Below are 17778 nucleotides of genomic sequence, written 5' to 3' on the forward strand. Positions count from 1 at the left end.
AAAAAATGTTGAACATATGAGAAAAGTCTACCCATTCATATTTTTGATTTGCTTACCTATTTTACTCTCCAACTGTAGCTCTGGTAAGAAAGCTTATGAGCAAGGTGATTATTACCAGGCCGTACTAAAAGCCGTAAATAGACTGAGACAAAAACCTTCTCACAAAAAATCTCGGGAAACTTTGAGACAAAGTTATCCACTGGCTGTATCTACATTAGAAAAGTCTGCTAATAACAGTCTGGCCAGTAATGCTCCTTTTAAGTACAGAAATGTGCTTATGGCTTACCAAAGGATCAATAGCATGGCAGAAGAAATCAGAAGATCACCTGGAGCATTGCGAGTAATACCTCAACCGATTAATTATTACGACAAAGTGGCCACACTAAAGCAACAAGCCGCTGAAGAAAGTTATCAGGCTGGTGTGATTGCGTTAGAAAGAAACACGCGTGAAGACGCAAAGAGTGCATATTTCTTATTTAGAGATGTCAATGGTTTTGTTCCCGGATATAAAGACACTCGCGATAAAATTGACCAGGCTAAATTCGAAGCTACTTTGAAGATTGTGGTTGAGCAGATTCCTGTTCCAACGCGATACGATTTGAGTGGTCGATTTTTTCAGGATAAGATCGAAGAATACCTGAATACTCACTTTAGAAGCACCGAGTTTGTAAGATTTTATACGCACATTGAGGCCGAAAGAGAAAACCTGCCTTATGTAGACCAGTACTTAAGACTACAATTTGATGATTTTGTGGTAGGCGAAACGCACACCGAGAGAAACACTGAGTCAGTAAGTAGAGATAGTGTAAAAGTAGGAACTGTAACCCTTGAGGATGGCACCAAAGTAGATGCCTACAACACGGTTTATGCCAAAATTACAACCTTTAAAAAGGTAGTCATTTCTAAAGGGTTGTTTAGCATGCGAATTGTCGATGCTGGCAACAATGCAGTGCTATCACATAATAAATTTAATGGTGAGTTTAATTGGTTTACTCAGTGGGGTAGTTTTAATGGCGATGAAAGAGCGTTGACAGAAGAGCAAATAGCCATATGTCAGCAAAATGAAGTGCCGCCCCCACCGCCACAAGATTTGTTTATTGAGTTTACTAAACCGATATACAATCAGCTCACATCGGCTGTTCACAATTTCTATCGGAATTACTAGACTGTAATCACACCCTTTGCACTAAATACAGAGAGTAACAATTATCGTTTCTTTCTGTGTTTGGTGCTTTTTTTATACCCACGACCGTTTGATTTCCTAGGTTTATACTCTGGCCCTGTGCCGACAGATTGAGGGTTTTTAGCTTTTATGACTGGTGCTCCAAGCAACTCTTCTATCTGTAAAAAACGGTTTTGTTCCTTTTCATTAATGAACGTGAAGGCTACACCTTTAGCAGCAGCTCGTGCTGTCCTTCCAATTCTGTGAATGTAATCTTCACCATCGTTAGGCACATCGTAGTTGATCACTAAATCAATATCTTCAACATCAATACCTCTTGACAGTATATCCGTTGCCACCAAAATATTGAGTTTACGGTTTTTAAACTCCCGCAGCACATGTTCTCTTTCTACCTGATCAAGATCTGAATGAATATCTTTGGAAGAAAGGCCAAGTTTCACAAGCTCCTTATTAAGCTGCTTGGCACTCGTCTTGGTTGAGCAGAAAATAATCACACTCTGTAGCTTTTTTGCTGTAAGCAAATGCTTGGCTAAAGGGATTTTCTGATTATCATAAACTACAAAAGCCGCCTGTGCTATTCGCTCTGCAGGTTTGGAAATGGCTATGCTGATTTCTTCAGGCTCGTGAAGTATCTTCTTGGCCAGGTCCCTTATTTTGTTAGGCATTGTAGCCGAAAAAAGAAGATTTTGTCTCTTTTTGGGCAGGTAAGATATGATTTTCATGATATCATCATGAAAGCCCATATCCAACATTCGGTCAGCTTCGTCTAATACCAGGCAATCGAGTTGATCTATTTTTACATAACCCATATTAAGGTGTGCAATGAGACGGCCGGGGGTCCCTATTATCACATCTGCGCCTTGTGATAAGGCCTTTTTCTCCCTATTGAAAGAAGATCCATCTCCCCCACCATACACAGCAATTGAGCTCACTTGCGTATAGTAAGAAAGTCCTTCCATTTGTTGATCTATTTGTACTGCCAACTCTCTGGTAGGAACTATTACCAAGGCACCGATATGCCTGTCATTAGAGTTGTTCTGTAAGATTTTATTGATAACCGGCAGTAGAAATGCGGCCGTCTTACCCGTACCAGTTTGGGCTGAGGCAATTACATCCTTATTTTGAAGAATGACAGGAATGGCTTTTTCCTGTACCTCTGTTGTTTCCTTAAAACCTATTGCGTTTATTCCTTCTACGAGCTTTTCATTAAGCCCAATATCCTCAAATTTCAATGATTAGATGTTTTAGTTAATTGTACCATGCAAGTTCGCTTAAAATATTATCATTGCGTCACTATAATACAAGGATTTGCAACTTAATCTAAAAAAATGATCAAGCAAATAATTTTTGACTGTGATGGCGTACTAGTTGACACAGAAATAACCGCTGCACAAGTAGTAATAGACACACTAGCCGAATATAACATACCATTAACCAAGGATGAATACCTGAAAAAATACACAGGGAGCACTTTTTCAGGGACTTTTAAAAAGCTTCTCTCCAACTTATCTATAGAGCAGATTCATGACATAGTTGAGCGCTGCGAAAGAAGAGTTTATGAAGAGCTGCAGCCAATCAAAGGCATGGCTGAAGTTGTCTCTTCCCTCTCATTGCCGGTAGCCGTAGTTTCAAATAGTTACTTGTGGCAGGTAGACAAAGCTTTGAAGGTATCAGGCATATCAGAAAGTATAGCTAATCGGTATTCTTCCGAGCAGGTAGAAAACCCAAAACCTGCACCAGATGTTTATTTATTAGCAGCAGAAAGGACTGGTTATAACCCTAAAGAGTGTTTGGTGATAGAAGATAGCAAAAGCGGAGTAACTGCTGCTTCAGCAGCTGGCATGACGGTGATAGGCTTTTTGGGTGGTAGTCACATCATCAACGGACACGGAGAAGCCTTAAAAGAAAAAGGAGCAAAACTTACGGCTTCAACACCTCAAGAATTGCTCCTTCTTATTAATGAATTAACTACTGCTAGCTAATCGCTTCTTTAAACTGTGTGATGTCAGATGCGAAAAGCATCACTTTCGACACTGAACCATCTCTATTTTTGATAGGAGCGTAATTTTCTCTGGTGTAGAGTATATTACCGCTCTTATCTATTCTTCGATATTCTCCTTTAACTGTTACTCCACCTAAGAGATCTCTCCACAATTGCTTATTGCTATCTGAGGATTTATCATCTTTATGAACCAGTATACGATGGTTTTCTCCTACCAATTCATCTTTGAAGTAGCCCATCATATCAAGGAAGTTTTGGTTTGCATTGGTTATTTTGCCTTCAGCATCAAACTCAGCCATCGCAACAGATTGGTTGATAGCATCCATGGTGTTTTCTGCCTCTGACTGACCACGCTGCATTTCCTCCTGAGTAGCCTGCAGCTCTTCCATATTCTGGCGCATCTCCTCTTCCTGAGATCTCATTTGCTCTGTCATTTCCTGAGACTCCTCGAGTAGTTTCTGAGTCTTGGCATTGATCTTCACAGATGACACTGTTGATGCGATACTTTCAGCTATTTTCTCAACAAAGTCAATTTCACTTTCGTCAAATGCTTTGAAAGAAGCTACCTCTACAACTCCATAAATCTCTTCATTTACTTTCAGAGGTACTATCAATATACTTCTAGGATTAGCATCACCGAGACCAGAAGTTATCTTTATGTAGTTGTCAGGCACATCTGTTAAGTAAATAGAGTCTTGCTCCTGCCATACCTGACCAGCAAGCCCCTCTCCTTTAAATACCTTCTGATCTACGTACTTCTTCTTATCCCATGCATAACATGCTGTAAGCGACATAAATTGCTCACCGCCAGCATCTTCTTCTATAATGTATAGGCCACCCTGATTGGCTTCAAGGTATTTAACAAGGTTTCTGATAATGTCATCTGATAGCTTGGCTATGTTGTCATTATTCTGTCTGAGAATATCTCCAAACTTAGCAAGTCCCTCAGTAGACCAGTTTCTTTTCTTGTCTTCCTCAGCCACACGAGCAAGGTTGTTACGCATTTCTATAAGCGCATTACCCAATACATCCTGCTCACTCAATGGCTCAAACTCAGAGTCGTATTGCCCTTTACCAATGTTTTCAGCAAATAAGGTCGTAGATCTCAAGCCCTGAATCAGGTTATCCATAGCTACGGCCATTTCGCCAATTTCATCATTATTAAACTTACGGCCCTGATCATCAACCAACTCTCCTTTACCAAGTTTAACTACCACATCCTTAATGTAATTAATTGGTTTGGTAATTGATCTTGTCATAATGTAAGCACTTAGCAGACCAATAATTACAATAATCACACCTAGCAGGATTGTGATATTTCTCAATTGATCGACTGAGCTTTGTAATTCTTCGCTGGCTTCTTCTGTTATCTTCTGCTGCCTTAAAGCAACATCTTCTAATATTGTATTTATAGAAGCAGCAAGCGGTATAATCTGACTATCGATAGCATCCTCACCCAGGAATTTGGTGATAGGATCTTCGTAATTTTCAAAAGTCACTAATTGGCTCATCACTTCTTTTTCTATCTCAAGCATCTTCTCAAACTCCGTCTGGGCAGAGTCAAGTAGCATTACCATACTATCTGACTCCCACTCCGTTTTGAGATTGCTTAATCTTTCGTCTAACTCAGGGTATTCGAAATTGTGAATGTCTTTTAAGGCCTCTTTATCATCGGTGTTGCTCTGTAGGTACACCCAGTTGGTGATCAACATTTTTGACCTTGTTACCAATAAGATGAAGTCGTTGATGGCCTCTTTTGAGGGTTGAATTACTTCCGAGTTTTTATTTACTACCCGGTCGATGTTGTTTCCTGTGTAAAATACAATACCAGCATTTACTACAAAAAGGATAATTAGGAGTAAAAATCCGCCAAAGATCTTATTCCCAATTTTCAGTTTAATTTTTCGCATATCCTCAAGATAGAATTATTATTCAAATTTGTTTATATAACTATTGCTAATTTCGCCAATTCGGCAGACACTTTGAGTGACTCACGCTCCATGGCTTTTTGGTTCAATTCAAATACTAAGCGCCCATTACGCTCCACAAAATTAATATTGCTGCCTTCAAGTCCAAATCCTTCTTCTTCTGTGATGAGCAAAGTGTTTTGACCTTTCACTTTATTAATAATATTAGATAGCTCGGCATCAGCTTCTTTACCTACAAATAGCATATCTGTTTTTGTGACGCCAGAAAGGCTCTTAAATTTTTTAATAACGATGTCTTTACTACCTGCTTTTTTTGTTTGAGCCATTTTATCGAGGTATTCTATGGCCGGGGTATCCCCTAATACCCCAATTACAAATTCGCTGCTCCCTGATGCGGGCCACTTGATGTACTTTGTAAACTGGTACATATATACTGCATGCAACTGGTAATTTTGTGCTGAGACCTGAAACGTCAAAACACTCAAAAACAAGCAAAAAAATAGCTTCTTCATATCCTGATTATCCACCTCACAATGAAATTCATTTTTTACAAATTACATCAAAATAGCAATATAAACTAAATCAGTTAAAATCACCTAGAGAGCTTCTCAAAATTTGTCTGCTATTCGACATTAACTTCTAATCCCTTTTGACGAGTAAAACTTTGAGTAACAATTTGAGTTATAAACTTAAGAGAAATTAGCCTTAAATGTAATATAAATGAAACAGCATTCATCAATAATACTTACCATATTTCTGCTTTTTGGAGTGATCTCATGCAGCAATAGTCAACAAAAGGAATCAAAAAAATCTGATATGGAATATGAGATAGTAAAAACCGAAAAGGAATGGAAAGATATTCTTACAGAAGAAGAATTCTATATTCTCAGAGAAGCAGGAACTGAGCGCGCTTTTACAGGTGAATATTGGGATAATAAAGAAGACGGCATTTACACATGTGCCGGTTGCCAATATGAGTTATTTGACTCTGAAACTAAATACAAATCAGGAACCGGCTGGCCCAGTTTTTTTAAACCTATAACTGAGGATAAAGTAGCCATTAAAAAGGACCGAAGTCTGGGAATGGTGCGAGAAGAAGTTGTTTGCGCAAGATGTGGCGGTCATTTAGGCCATGTTTTTCCTGATGGTCCTGAACCCACCGGTTTAAGGTACTGCTTAAATTCCGCAGCTTTAGATTTTCAGAAAAAGGATAAGTAAATAACTAAGAAATCATGCAGAGCCTCCCTGAACTCATTCAAGGAGGCTCTTCTATTTTAGAAAGTGTCTTCTGTTCAATAGCTAATTGATTCTGTTTTTTATCTTTACGCACTCAATTTAACTCAGGTATCTTGAAGTACGACATAATTATAATTGGTGCAGGCATTGTCGGTTTGGCGACCGCTTTACAACTCAAAGAAAAAAATCCCAAACTACGTTTGTTGATCCTTGACAAGGAGGATCAATTGGCAGCTCACCAAACCGGGCACAATAGCGGTGTCATTCATTCAGGCCTTTATTATAAACCAGGCAGTTTAAAAGCTACGAACTGCATCAACGGTTATAACATGCTCATCGACTTCTGTCGTAAGAACGAAGTTCCGTTTGAGCTTTGTGGTAAAATTGTAGTAGCTACCTCTAAAGAAGAGGTTCCTCTTATGGAAAACCTGCAAAAACGAGGAGCCGAAAATGGTCTGGATGGCATAAAGAGATTATCTCAAAGTGAGCTTAAAGACCATGAACCTCATTTAAACGGAGTTGCCGGGCTATTTGTACCACAAACAGGTATTGTAGACTATAGTGAAGTAGCCAATAAATATGCTGAGAACATTCAAAAACTAGATGGTGATATTCACCTCAATGAAAGAGTACTAAAAATTAAAACATCCGGCTCCCACACAGAAGTAATTACACCTAAAAACAGCTACCAGTGTGATCTTGTGGTAAATTGCTCCGGTCTGTACTCTGATAAGGTGGCAAAATTTACCGGACAGCAGTTGGACGTAAAAATCATTCCATTTAGAGGAGAGTACTTTAAATTGACAAAAGAAAAGGAGTATTTGGTTAAAAACCTTATTTACCCCGTACCTGATCCTAATTTCCCATTCTTGGGGGTACATTTTACACGTATGATGAAGGGTGGTATCGAGGCAGGGCCTAATGCTGTTTTAGCTTTTCAAAGAGAAGGGTACAAGAAAAGTGATATCAAACTAGCTGAATTGCTTGAATCCCTTGCGTGGCCCGGCTTTCAGAAAGTCGCCTTCAAATATTGGAAAACAGGAATGGGTGAAATGTACAGGTCTTTTTCTAAGGCAGCTTTTACCAAAGCTTTACAAAAACTTATGCCAGAAATCACTGAAAAGGATTTGGTACCCGGAGGTGCCGGTGTGAGAGCTCAGGCTTGTGACAGGCATGGAGGCTTGATTGATGATTTCCTTATTTTGGAAAATGAACATGCAGTGAATGTCTGCAATGCACCTTCACCAGCGGCAACCTCATCGCTTTCTATCGGGCTCACTGTGGCTGAGAAAGTACTGGCTCGGTTAAACTAATCGATTTTCTGAGCAATAAAGGCCTTAATTAACGCTTGCTCCTTTTCGTCTTTTATTCTGGTGAATAGTTCTTCACCGAGCTTATGAACGGTAGCCGCGGTATCAAAGGGAAGCTTTTCATACATTTTACCACCTGTAAAATGGCACGGCTGACACCTTGATAATAAAATAGGTTCAATGTCTTTTTCAAAAGACACAAGCTCGACAGCTTTTTGTGGTTCTACCGTTGGTTCAGCTTGCCCGACCTCTTCTATGATCACAACCGACCTGCTTTCTTTCTTAAATTGAGCACAACCAACCAATAGAAGGCAACTATATATGAGAAGTAGCTTCATGTGCTTTATCTTTACTTTTAATACGTGATCCTTTAATAAATAGATTAAAACTGCCTACGAACAGCCGCTTGCAAATGTCGAAAGAAGTAGAAACACCATTGAATACAGAAGAGCTCAGGAGATACCAGCGTCACATCACTTTACCAAATTTTGGTTTAAATGGTCAACATAAATTAAAGAAATCTAAAGTGCTTGTGATAGGTGCAGGAGGTCTGGGCAGTCCTATATTGCTCTATCTGGCGGCAGCTGGTGTTGGCCACCTTGGTATTGTAGATTTTGATGAAGTTGATGAAAGTAATTTACAACGGCAAGTGCTGTACACAACCAATGACATCGGAGAGAACAAGGCACTTAAGGCGAAAGAAAAGTTAAAGGCTCTAAACCCTCATACCAATGTAGTTGAATGGCAAATAAAATTAGACACTGAGAATGCTCTTGAAATCATAAAAGAATACGATTTGGTGATTGATGGTAGCGATAATTTTCAGACCAGATATCTAGTAAATGATGCTTGTGTAATCTGTAATAAGCCATTTATATATGGCTCCATATTTCGATATGAAGGCCAGGTGGCTGTATTTAATTACAAAGATGGTCCCAATTATCGTGACTTATACCCTGAACCACCTGCTCCGGAATCTGTTCCTAATTGTGCTGAAGGTGGTGTAATTGGTGTTTTGCCTGGTATAATTGGCAGTTTACAAGCCAATGAAGCCATAAAGATGCTAGCCGACATAGGAGACGTACTCAGCGGAAAACTTTTTATTTTTGATTTGTTATCTATGACAAATCGCACAATTAAAGTTGCTAAAAGGCCAGATGCTCCCACAATTGATCATTTAATAAATTATGACGAATTTTGCGGATTTACTAGCAGAAAAACAGATACTACAATGGTAAAAGAAATAACAGTAGAAGAGCTCAAATCTATGCGTGATGCTGGAGAAGATTTTCAGCTTATAGATGTGAGAGAACCACACGAATTTGATATCGCTAATTTACAAGGAGAGTTAATCCCACTTGGAGACATTCCTGATAATACTGATAAAATAAAAACTGATAAGAAAGTGGTTGTTCACTGTCGCAGTGGTGCCAGAAGTGCTCAGGCGATACAATTTTTACAGCAAAAGCTAGGTACCGACAATCTTTACAACCTTAAGGGCGGAATCTTAGCATGGGCTGATAATATCGACCCAACAGTTCAGAAATACTAAGAATAATATTATCTCAGGGACATTCCGTTTTAGAAAAGTCCCTGAGCTATTTAAATTATTGCTTTGTCTTAGTTTGTTTGCCTACATAGTGGTCATCTGCAGCACCGTCTTCATTCCAATCTAAATAACCACGAAATATAGCAGTGTCCTCGTCTATTGAGAAATAGTATTTATTCGCATTGCCTCTTTCTACCATGGTAAGTGTATCCCCCTTGACAGACCACGAACCAGCACTGGTCATAAAAACAGAATCTTCCAGCGTACGATATTCCGAAATAAAAGTACCGTCTTCACTGTATGTTGTAATGATTGGCTTTATTCCTAAAACTTCTTCCCACTTTCCTTCAGGCACATTTACCGTAGAGTCAGGCATTCTAACAATCATAGATAAGTTACGCCACTCTCCTACCAACTCACGTCCGGGTTTATCATTTTTAGCTTCGTTCTTTTCTTCACCCTCATTTGTATTTGACGAACAAGCTGTGAAAGCAATAAATGACAATAATATTAGGTACTTCATAGTTTCAGGTATTGAGTTTTAATAGTATTTCGATGTGAATATAACTGATTATATAACATATCGTGTCAATTAAATCATCCAACTACCGTTCATCGATAATTAAATAATAAATAAAAGATTGACACTAGTTGTAATTTTTAAATGTTACCTTTGGCGCAAATAATAATTATTATATAATGAATAATGGAACAGTAAAATTCTTTAATGACTCAAAAGGATTCGGGTTTATTAAAGATGAAGAATCAAACCAAGAGTATTTTGTTCACGTGTCTGGTCTTATTGACGATATCAGAGAAAACGATGAAGTAGTGTTTGAACTTCAAGAAGGAAGAAAAGGATTAAATGCAGTGAATGTTAAGTTGGCTTAAGTCAGTTTAAATATATAAGCAGTTTATAAAATTTTCAGCCCCTTAGTATTTTACTTTGGGGCTTTTTTCATGCTCAATTTTTATTAGAACTCAACTTAAAGACTGTTTAAAAAGGAATAAGCCCTTTTTTCCATATAATTAAACTCATCATTTCTAAGTGAAAACCCCACGTGACCACCATGCTTTGGAGTCTCTAAGAATATATGCTTGTGGTTATCACACTCCAGAAAAGGATAACAGGCCGAGCCTAAAAACGGATCGTTCAATGCATTTACAAGTAACGTAGGTACCTGAGTGGCATACATATATCTACCAGCACTTGCCCGCTCATAAAAATCATTGGCATCTTTGAACCTATGCAGTGGTGCCGTATATAGGTTGTCAAAATCAGGGAAATACTTGATATCATCGAAACCGCTATATTTAATTTCATCAGGGTATTGCTGAGCCTTTTGTTTAATCTTTTGCTCCAGCTTCTTTAAAAATCGCTTGCGATAGAAGGCATTTCCCTGCGTTGACAACGCCTCAACACTACTCTTTAAACTAACTGGAACAGAGTACGCCACTCCTCCGATTACTTGCCTGGGCAGCTCCTCTCCTTTTTCACCCAGGTATTTGAGTGTCATGCTTCCGCCCATGCTAAAACCAACTAATGCCACAGTTGAATACCCTTTTCCCGAAATTGCGTATTCAACCAATTGATCCAGGTCTTCTGTGGCACCATGGTGGTAAAACCTCGGTTTCCAATTCAATTCACCACTACAACTCCTACAATTCCAGGCTAAAGCATCCCAGCCTTGTTTTGAGAAATATTTGGCCATTCCTTTTACATAAGGTCTGCTGGCACTTCCTTCCAACCCATGACTTATAATCACAAGTTTGTCAGACTGATTAAAAACCCAATCTAAATCCAAAAAATCACCATCAGGCGTATTTAAACGTTCTCTTTGATAGGTTACTCCCTCAACTTTTCTAAATGAGCTAGGAATAATAGTGGCTAGATGTCCGTTTCTAAGAAAAAAGGGAGCTTTGTATGATGAATCTACTAAAGGCATAAACAAAGAAATAAAAATTGCCATTAAGACACCCTCCTTACAAGCAACTAAATCACCAATTGTAAAAAAGTTTTTGGGCAGCATAGCGTGTTTCTCTACTTTCGCGGGCAAATAATCTTATATGAGACTTACCATTTTTCTTCTTTTCATTACTGTTTGTCAACTCAATGCCCAGGTAGTGACTATTGTCGACAAACAAACCAACCTGCCTATCGAAGATGTGGCTGTATATGATCTGGAGAAAACTACTTCAGTACTTTCTGATGTTAATGGTGTAGTTGACCTTTCCAAATTCAACGCTTCTGACTTTATCACCTTCCGTCACTCTGGTTATCAGGAGTATACCATACAACTAAACAGCCTGGATGCCAACACAGTAGCACTTACTGAGCGAATAATAAAGATGAATGATGTAGTAATATCTGCCAATAAGTGGGAGCAGGATGCATCAGAAATTCCTAGTCAGATTGTAAGTATTTCGGCAAATGAAATTGCTTTTAACAATCCTCAAACCTCAGCAGATATGCTGGCCCAATCGGGAGAAGTGTTTATGCAAAAAAGTCAGTTTGGTGGTGGAAGCCCAAAGCTGAGGGGTTTTGCCGCCAATTCTGTACTGATTGTGGTGGATGGTGTGAGAATGAACAACGCGATCTATAGAGGTGGAAATCTACAAAACGTAATAAATGTTGACCCAAATGCATTGGCTGGGGCCGAAGTAATATTGGGTCCGGGCTCTGTCATCTATGGCAGCGATGCATTGGGAGGTGTCATGGATTTTCATGTTAAAGATCCAAAATACAGCATCGATGAAAACCTTCGAACACATGCCACGGCATTTGCACGTTACTCTTCAGCAAGTAATGAACGTACCCTGCATTCCAACTTTGGCCTGGGAGGTAAAAAATTGGCCTGGTTCTCTTCAATATCTTACAGCAAGTTTGGTGATCTCAAAGCCGGAGAAAACAGGCCTGATGGATATCCTGACTTTGGCAAAAAGCCCTTTCTTGTACAGCAAGACATTAATGGCAATGATATAGTGGTCGCCAACCCGGAACCAAACACCCAATCTCCTTCAGGCTTTGAAAGTTGGAGTACCATTCAAAAGTTTGGATTAAAAGTAAACGACTATTTAAACCTTGGCTATAGTTTTTACTTAAGTAAAACTTCAGACATACCGAGATATGATCGATTAATTGAAACAGATGAGAATGGGTTGCTATCAAGTGCAGAATGGTACTATGGCCCGCAAAATTGGTTAATGAACACCATAAGGGCCACATACACAAGACCTACTATTTTCTTTGACCAGGCGAAAGTGGTAGGTGCATACCAGAAGTACGAAGAAAGTAGAAATGACAGGTCTTTTGGCGACAACCGGTTGAGAACAAGAACTGAAAACGTTGACATTTTTAGTGTAAACTTCGATTTTGACAAGCAGTTAAATCACGGCAATTTATTCTATGGATTAGAGTATGTATATAACGATGTAGAATCATCAGCAATACGAAGAAATCAAAGCACAGGTGCTGTGGACTTTCCTGACCCCAGGTACCCATCAGGTGGAAGCGATTATACGAGCTATGCTGCCTACTTAAGCCATAAATGGAGACTTTCTCCCAGCTGGATTATAAACTCTGGCTTACGCTATAGTAGCATAGATATCAACGCTGCCTATGATGACGCTGGCGACCTTGATTTTCCTTTTAATCAATTTGAGCTTAACAATAATGCCTTTAATGGGAACCTGGGTATTGTTTTCAAACCAAGTAAAAACATCAAAGCAGACCTTGCTTTTTCTACAGGATTCAGGTCTCCTAATATTGATGACGTTGGAAAGGTATTTGACTTCAGCGATGGTATTGTACAGGTGCCAAATATCAACCTCAAGCCAGAATACACCTATAATGTAGAGACTGGGGTAGAGATTAAATTGACTGACAGAATTGAAGTAGGAGCTACCGTTTTTTATACCTGGTTAGACAATGCCATCGTCAGACAGGATTTTAACTTCAACGGTCAGGATTCCATCATGTTTGGGGGTGAATTAAGCAAGGTTGTGGCTTTACAAAATACAGCTGAAGCTGAAATATACGGTTATAGTGTCGAAATGGAAGCTTTATTGACCGACTCATGGGCAGTGGAAGCTACTATGACAAATACTTTTGGCAAAGACCTAACCAACAACGAACCTTTAAGGCACACCACGCCTCTTTTTGGTAAAGCGAGCCTTTTATATCAAAAAGGTAATTTCAAGGGAGAGTTTTATTCTGAATTTAATGGAAATCGCTTTAGAAATGACATTCCGGACTCAGAAATCAAGAGCAAACCTTACCTCTATGCTATGCACAATTCTGACCCTGAACAGGACGGATCGCCAGCCTGGTATACACTTAATTTAAAAGGTAGCTATAGAATAAATGAGCATTTTAGAGTTAGTGGTGGCGTAGAAAACATATTAGATAAACATTATCGCCCCTACTCTAGTGGAATTAGTGCTCCGGGACGTAATTTTATAATCGCTTTTAAGGCTCGATTTTAATTTTTATTTTGCTACAAACATTAAAATAATCATACGTATGCTTGTGTGAAACTGGACAAAGATTATCTTGCAAATCGTTTCAGTCGTTTTTTAAATAGATATTATAACATGCGAAAGATATTTTTAAGCATTCTTACCCTGATCATTTTTTCAGCATCTCAAGCTGTATCTCAGGATTTGGAAAATGCCGTCTTATGGGAAGTTTCTGGTAATGGTCTGGAAAAGCCCTCTTACATCTATGGAATTATCAACTTCTTGCCAAAGGACGCCTATGAGGTTCCTAAAGTTGTAAAAAAGAAAATGGATCAGTGCGAAGTTTTCGCTACCAAGATTATTTACGATAATGCTGCTAAAAAACAATTTAACAAGGCGGTAAGAATTCCAAACAACGGCTGGATAAACGATTACTTAACCGATAATGAGCTCAATCAATTAAGGCTTTTACTATTATTAGATTTTGAGGTTAAAGAACATCAGTACCACGATTTTTACAGCAGATTGCAACCAATTATATTGGTAACTTCTACCACAGCACTTTACCTGGACGATAACATCATCTATGTTGAAGAAGAGCTTGCCAGTTTGGCCAAAAAGAATAGAATGGACTTTGTAGGCCTTGGTACAATTGATGAAGAAATTGCAGCATTCAAGAAGTTTCCTATCGAAGACCAGGTGGAAGCTGCCAAATACACCGTAAATCAGTTTGACCGACATATCGAAGACTACAATAACCTGGTGAAATATTATGTTGAGGAGCAAGACCTTGTGAAGGTTAAAGATGAGACGCTAAAGGCAACTAACGAAAGTCAGGAGTTCAAAAGAGTTTATTATGATGACAGAGTAATCCACTGGTTACCTAAAATCGAAGGACTTATAAAAGTAAATCCTACTTTCTTTGCTGTTGGTGCCCCATATCTTGTTGGAGAAGTCAGCATGATCGAGCTATTAAGAAAACAAGGCTATAAAGTTGAGCCTGTGTCGCTCAAAAAGAACTAGCATTACATTTACAATCGCAAAATATGAGAAGCCGTTTTAACAAACGGCTTTTTTTCGTAATTCTAAAAACTATTCCTGTCGCTCACTACGTAGTTTAATATTTCAACTAGTACTTACAGTTCTATTATTTGTATATTGATAAATGATTAAGCCAGAAATAGCGAGTAACGATCATGAGAGAGTTGCGGCTCTACTTGAGTATAATATAATTGATACACTGCCAGAAAAGGCTTATGATGATGTTGCCAGGCTAGCGCAAAATATCTGTTCAGCAAAGGTCGCTTTAGTCTCTTTTATTGACACAAACACTCAATACTTTAAGGCTCACCCCGGGACTGATCTAGATAGAAACACTCGTGAGTTAGCATTATGTGCACATACCATAAACCAACCAGGAAAGATTACCTATGCTCCTGATACTCGAATTGACGAGCGATTTAGGGAAAACCCGATGGTTACAGGTCCTACTCAGGTTCAGTTTTATGCAGGCGTACCTTTACTTACAAAAGAGGGTCATGCACTAGGTACAATTTGTGTAATGGACCACACTCCAAAATACCTGAACAAAACTCAATTAGAAAGTTTAGAATTACTTGGGCATCAGGTAATGAAATTACTAGAGTTAAGAAAGAAAAATTCTATTCTGAGTAAAAATGAGTCGGAGTTGGAAGCTAAAAATAAAGAGTTAGGCAATTTTGCTGCTGCAGTCTCTCACGATATTAAAAGCCCCCTTAACAACATGGGAGCCATCGCCAAAATTTTGTTGAAAGATAAAAGCGAGCAACTAGATAGTGAAGGTGTAGAACTATTAGAATACCTCAGCAAATCTGCTTTGAAGCTAAACGGTATTGTGCAGGGAATGCTCACCTACTACAAAAACTCACAATTTGATAGGGAGACATCTACTGTAAACCTAAAGCAGTCATTTGATGAAGTAGTATCAGTTATTGGTGAAAAGGACCTGATAGTGGAAACCCCATCTAATCTACCACTGATTAAAGTTAATAAAACTGCACTCGAGCTTATTTTTTCTAACCTGATAACCAATGCCATCAAATACAGCGATAAAGCTGAAACTAAAATCATATTAGATTTTAATGATGAAAATGAATTTTACACTTTCTCTATTACTGACAATGGGATTGGTATTGACAAAGCAGATCAAGCCAAAATTTTTAAACATTACACAAATCTTGGTAAGAAAGACAGACACGACAATCTAGGCACAGGTCTGGGCCTGGCACTTGTAAAAAAGATACTTGATGATCTTAAAGGCACAATAAAAGTTACTTCAGAAGTAGGAAAAGGTAGCACATTTATTTTTACCTTACCCAAGTAAACTTTTTTAAATGAGGATTTTATTCAGCGAGTAGTAGCTCTATGCGTTTGTTAAATTCCTCGTCAAACTTTTCATAATAAGCTCCCGTTGCAGGTCCATTGAAATAGCTATGTACAAACCTTACATAGCCGTATTTGTCTACTAAAATAAGCGTAGGAAAAGCTTTGATCTTGTCCATAAAAGGAAAAGCCAATGCAGCTTGAGATTTGCTTAATTGCCCTCCTAACAGCACTTCATGATTCAACTCAAGCCTCAGCTTGTAATCTTCGATGCGTTGTAAACCATATGCTTTAGAGTAATTAGGCTCATAGGTGATTGACAATAGCTCAACATTGTTATCTTGAATAGAGTCGTACCAACTTTTCAGATACTTGGTTTCATCGAGGCTATTGGGGCACCAGGTACCGAATAGCTGAATAACTAAAACCTTTCCAAAATACTTCGATTCATCAATTACCCTCTGGCCACTTCCTGCTGCGAGTATGTCATAATATGGGCGATGAGTTCCAGGATCAACCTCAACTACCTCCCATGGGTCTGGCAGCTCTGCGTCTGGTTTTATTTCTGCTTCCCAGTTTTCTTTATAATTAGAATCAAAGTGAAATTCTCCCTGCCACTTATCTCCTGTTTTTTTACCAATCATGAGAAAAGCATGGGCGCCATCAAATGAGCTTACTTTTATAGAATCATTGCTAATAACACCCTCAAAATAACGGTAATCGCTGGTTTCTGTCAAAATCGTGCCTGTTACACTATTGCCATCTTGTTCCCAAAGGCCAATACCTTGATAGGACAAACTTGATTCAGGATCAAATAATATTTTCCATCTATCACCCACTTCTACATTGCTTTTATCCTGATCAAACCGATTAGATGAAGGTGTTGCAAAAAATGGCACTCCCTGACTTGCCCTGTAATTTTTTACCCAAACTCCGGTAATACTATTCTCAGTAAACTTTCCCTTGAGAGTAGCATCAAAAGCGCCCAACGGTATAAATAGACTATCACCACTAATTTTAACCTTGTTCAGTGAAATGCGTTCTTCTCCATTCTTAATTACGACAGTGTACAGGTTCGCGTCTTTTAGTAATTCAAAGGCAAAAGGCACCTCCTGATTCTCGTACTGGAGCTTTCCTATCCAATCACCTGTGCTTAACTCTTGTGCCTGTAGACCTAAAGTTGTGACTAGTAGAAAAACTAATATTGTGGTGCTGAATCTCATGCTCCTAAACTAATTCTTTTGTAGGAAATCACTCATATTTACATCATATATAATCTTAGGTCTTGCTTGATAACCCATGCAAAAAAGAACAATAACGAATAGGTCGGACATAGAGTTTTTAGTAGAGCGTTTTTATCACAGAGCTCTAAAGAATGAGGTAATAGGGCATTTTTTTAATGAAGTAGTTAAGCTTGATCTGGAACATCACATCCCTGTAATATGTGATTTTTGGGAGACGACACTACTTGGTAATAGAAATTACCTAGGCAACCCTATGGACAAACACCTGTCTCTTAATAAAAAGGCAAACTTAACAGCTCATCATTTCGATGAATGGCTAAGTCTTTGGAATGGAACTGTTGATGAACATTTTGTGGGTAAAAAAGCCCAGGAAGCTAAAGTGAGGGCCAATCAGATTGCTAAATTAATGCAGTTCAAAATTTCAAACGCTTAAAAAATATCCTAAATCGCCTTAAAATTAATCATTTCTCCCGGCAACATTGTCTGTTGAAATTTTAACAAATCATT

Annotated in this window: 17 protein-coding genes; 10 read left to right on the top strand and 7 right to left on the bottom strand. The window is 38.6% G+C overall.

From position 1 onward, the window contains the following. On the top strand, positions 1–1165 hold a 1165-nt coding region (locus E1176_RS16850), incomplete at its 5' end, for a hypothetical protein (RefSeq protein ID WP_246206110.1). 41 nt (positions 1166–1206) lie between these two features. Here the strand turns inward: E1176_RS16850 and E1176_RS16855 are convergent. After that, complete coding sequence (locus E1176_RS16855; RefSeq protein ID WP_155212188.1) at positions 1207–2415, bottom strand: DEAD/DEAH box helicase; 1209 nt, start codon at positions 2413–2415, stop codon at positions 1207–1209. 96 nt (positions 2416–2511) lie between these two features. Between E1176_RS16855 and E1176_RS16860 the strand changes: the two genes are divergently transcribed. Then, positions 2512–3165 (top strand): HAD family hydrolase, encoded by a 654-nt coding sequence (locus tag E1176_RS16860; RefSeq protein WP_155212190.1) that lies wholly within the window; start codon positions 2512–2514, stop codon positions 3163–3165. Here the strand turns inward: E1176_RS16860 and E1176_RS16865 are convergent. Beyond that, positions 3158–5095, bottom strand: coding sequence for a PAS domain S-box protein (locus tag E1176_RS16865; protein WP_155212192.1), 1938 nt, complete (start codon positions 5093–5095; stop codon positions 3158–3160). The two genes, E1176_RS16860 and E1176_RS16865, sit on opposite strands and share 8 nt — an antisense overlap. Positions 5096–5127: 32 nt before the next feature. After that, positions 5128–5625: a YfiR family protein gene (locus E1176_RS16870; RefSeq protein ID WP_155212194.1), complete on the bottom strand. Its 498-nt coding sequence runs from the start codon at positions 5623–5625 to the stop codon at positions 5128–5130. 208 nt (positions 5626–5833) lie between these two features. Between E1176_RS16870 and msrB the strand changes: the two genes are divergently transcribed. Then, positions 5834–6331 carry a peptide-methionine (R)-S-oxide reductase MsrB gene (gene msrB / locus E1176_RS16875; protein WP_155212196.1) on the top strand — a complete coding sequence of 166 codons (498 nt, stop codon included), beginning with the start codon at positions 5834–5836 and terminating at the stop codon, positions 6329–6331. Positions 6332–6462: 131 nt separating this feature from the next. Further along, entirely contained in the window at positions 6463–7662 is a 1200-nt protein-coding gene (gene lhgO, locus E1176_RS16880) for an L-2-hydroxyglutarate oxidase (protein WP_155212198.1), read from the top strand. On the opposite strand, the gene E1176_RS16885 is transcribed toward lhgO, so the two are convergent. Beyond that, positions 7659–7997, bottom strand: a complete 339-nt coding sequence (locus E1176_RS16885) for a hypothetical protein (RefSeq protein WP_155212200.1) — start codon at positions 7995–7997, stop codon at positions 7659–7661. The two genes, lhgO and E1176_RS16885, sit on opposite strands and share 4 nt — an antisense overlap. A gap of 74 nt (positions 7998–8071) precedes the next feature. Between E1176_RS16885 and moeB the strand changes: the two genes are divergently transcribed. Then, positions 8072–9211, top strand: coding sequence for a molybdopterin-synthase adenylyltransferase MoeB (gene moeB, locus E1176_RS16890; RefSeq protein WP_155212202.1), 1140 nt, complete (start codon positions 8072–8074; stop codon positions 9209–9211). Positions 9212–9266: 55 nt separating this feature from the next. On the opposite strand, the gene E1176_RS16895 is transcribed toward moeB, so the two are convergent. Continuing rightward, entirely contained in the window at positions 9267–9731 is a 465-nt protein-coding gene (locus E1176_RS16895; protein WP_155212205.1) for a hypothetical protein, read from the bottom strand. 176 nt (positions 9732–9907) lie between these two features. Between E1176_RS16895 and E1176_RS16900 the strand changes: the two genes are divergently transcribed. Beyond that, complete coding sequence (locus E1176_RS16900) at positions 9908–10099, top strand: cold-shock protein (protein WP_155212207.1); 192 nt, start codon at positions 9908–9910, stop codon at positions 10097–10099. A gap of 95 nt (positions 10100–10194) precedes the next feature. Here the strand turns inward: E1176_RS16900 and E1176_RS16905 are convergent, their stop codons facing one another. Next, a complete protein-coding gene (locus E1176_RS16905; protein ID WP_343030556.1) occupies positions 10195–11265 on the bottom strand; it encodes a YheT family hydrolase in 1071 nt (356 codons plus the stop codon). A 10-nt stretch (positions 11266–11275) separates the two neighbouring features. Between E1176_RS16905 and E1176_RS16910 the strand changes: the two genes are divergently transcribed. The 3 genes from E1176_RS16910 (at position 11276) to E1176_RS16920 (ending at position 16028) form a co-directional block, all read left to right on the top strand. Beyond that, positions 11276–13693: a TonB-dependent receptor plug domain-containing protein gene (locus E1176_RS16910; RefSeq protein ID WP_155212209.1), complete on the top strand. Its 2418-nt coding sequence runs from the start codon at positions 11276–11278 to the stop codon at positions 13691–13693. A gap of 108 nt (positions 13694–13801) precedes the next feature. Then, positions 13802–14689 (top strand): TraB/GumN family protein, encoded by an 888-nt coding sequence (locus E1176_RS16915; protein WP_155212211.1) that lies wholly within the window; start codon positions 13802–13804, stop codon positions 14687–14689. Positions 14690–14831: 142 nt separating this feature from the next. Further along, the gene (locus E1176_RS16920; RefSeq protein ID WP_155212213.1) at positions 14832–16028 is read left to right on the top strand and encodes a GAF domain-containing sensor histidine kinase; all 1197 of its coding nucleotides are present in this window, start codon (positions 14832–14834) and stop codon (positions 16026–16028) included. Positions 16029–16047: 19 nt separating this feature from the next. On the opposite strand, the gene E1176_RS16925 is transcribed toward E1176_RS16920, so the two are convergent. Next, positions 16048–17250 carry a TlpA family protein disulfide reductase gene (locus E1176_RS16925; RefSeq protein WP_155212215.1) on the bottom strand — a complete coding sequence of 401 codons (1203 nt, stop codon included), beginning with the start codon at positions 17248–17250 and terminating at the stop codon, positions 16048–16050. A gap of 76 nt (positions 17251–17326) precedes the next feature. On the opposite strand from E1176_RS16925, the gene E1176_RS16930 reads away from it, so the two are divergent. Then, positions 17327–17704: a group III truncated hemoglobin gene (locus E1176_RS16930; RefSeq protein ID WP_155212217.1), complete on the top strand. Its 378-nt coding sequence runs from the start codon at positions 17327–17329 to the stop codon at positions 17702–17704. The last annotated feature ends 74 nt before the right edge of the window (positions 17705–17778 follow it).

Origin of the sequence: Fulvivirga aurantia (assembly GCF_009711475.1) — a bacterium.
GTDB lineage: Bacteria > Bacteroidota > Bacteroidia > Cytophagales > Cyclobacteriaceae > Fulvivirga > Fulvivirga aurantia.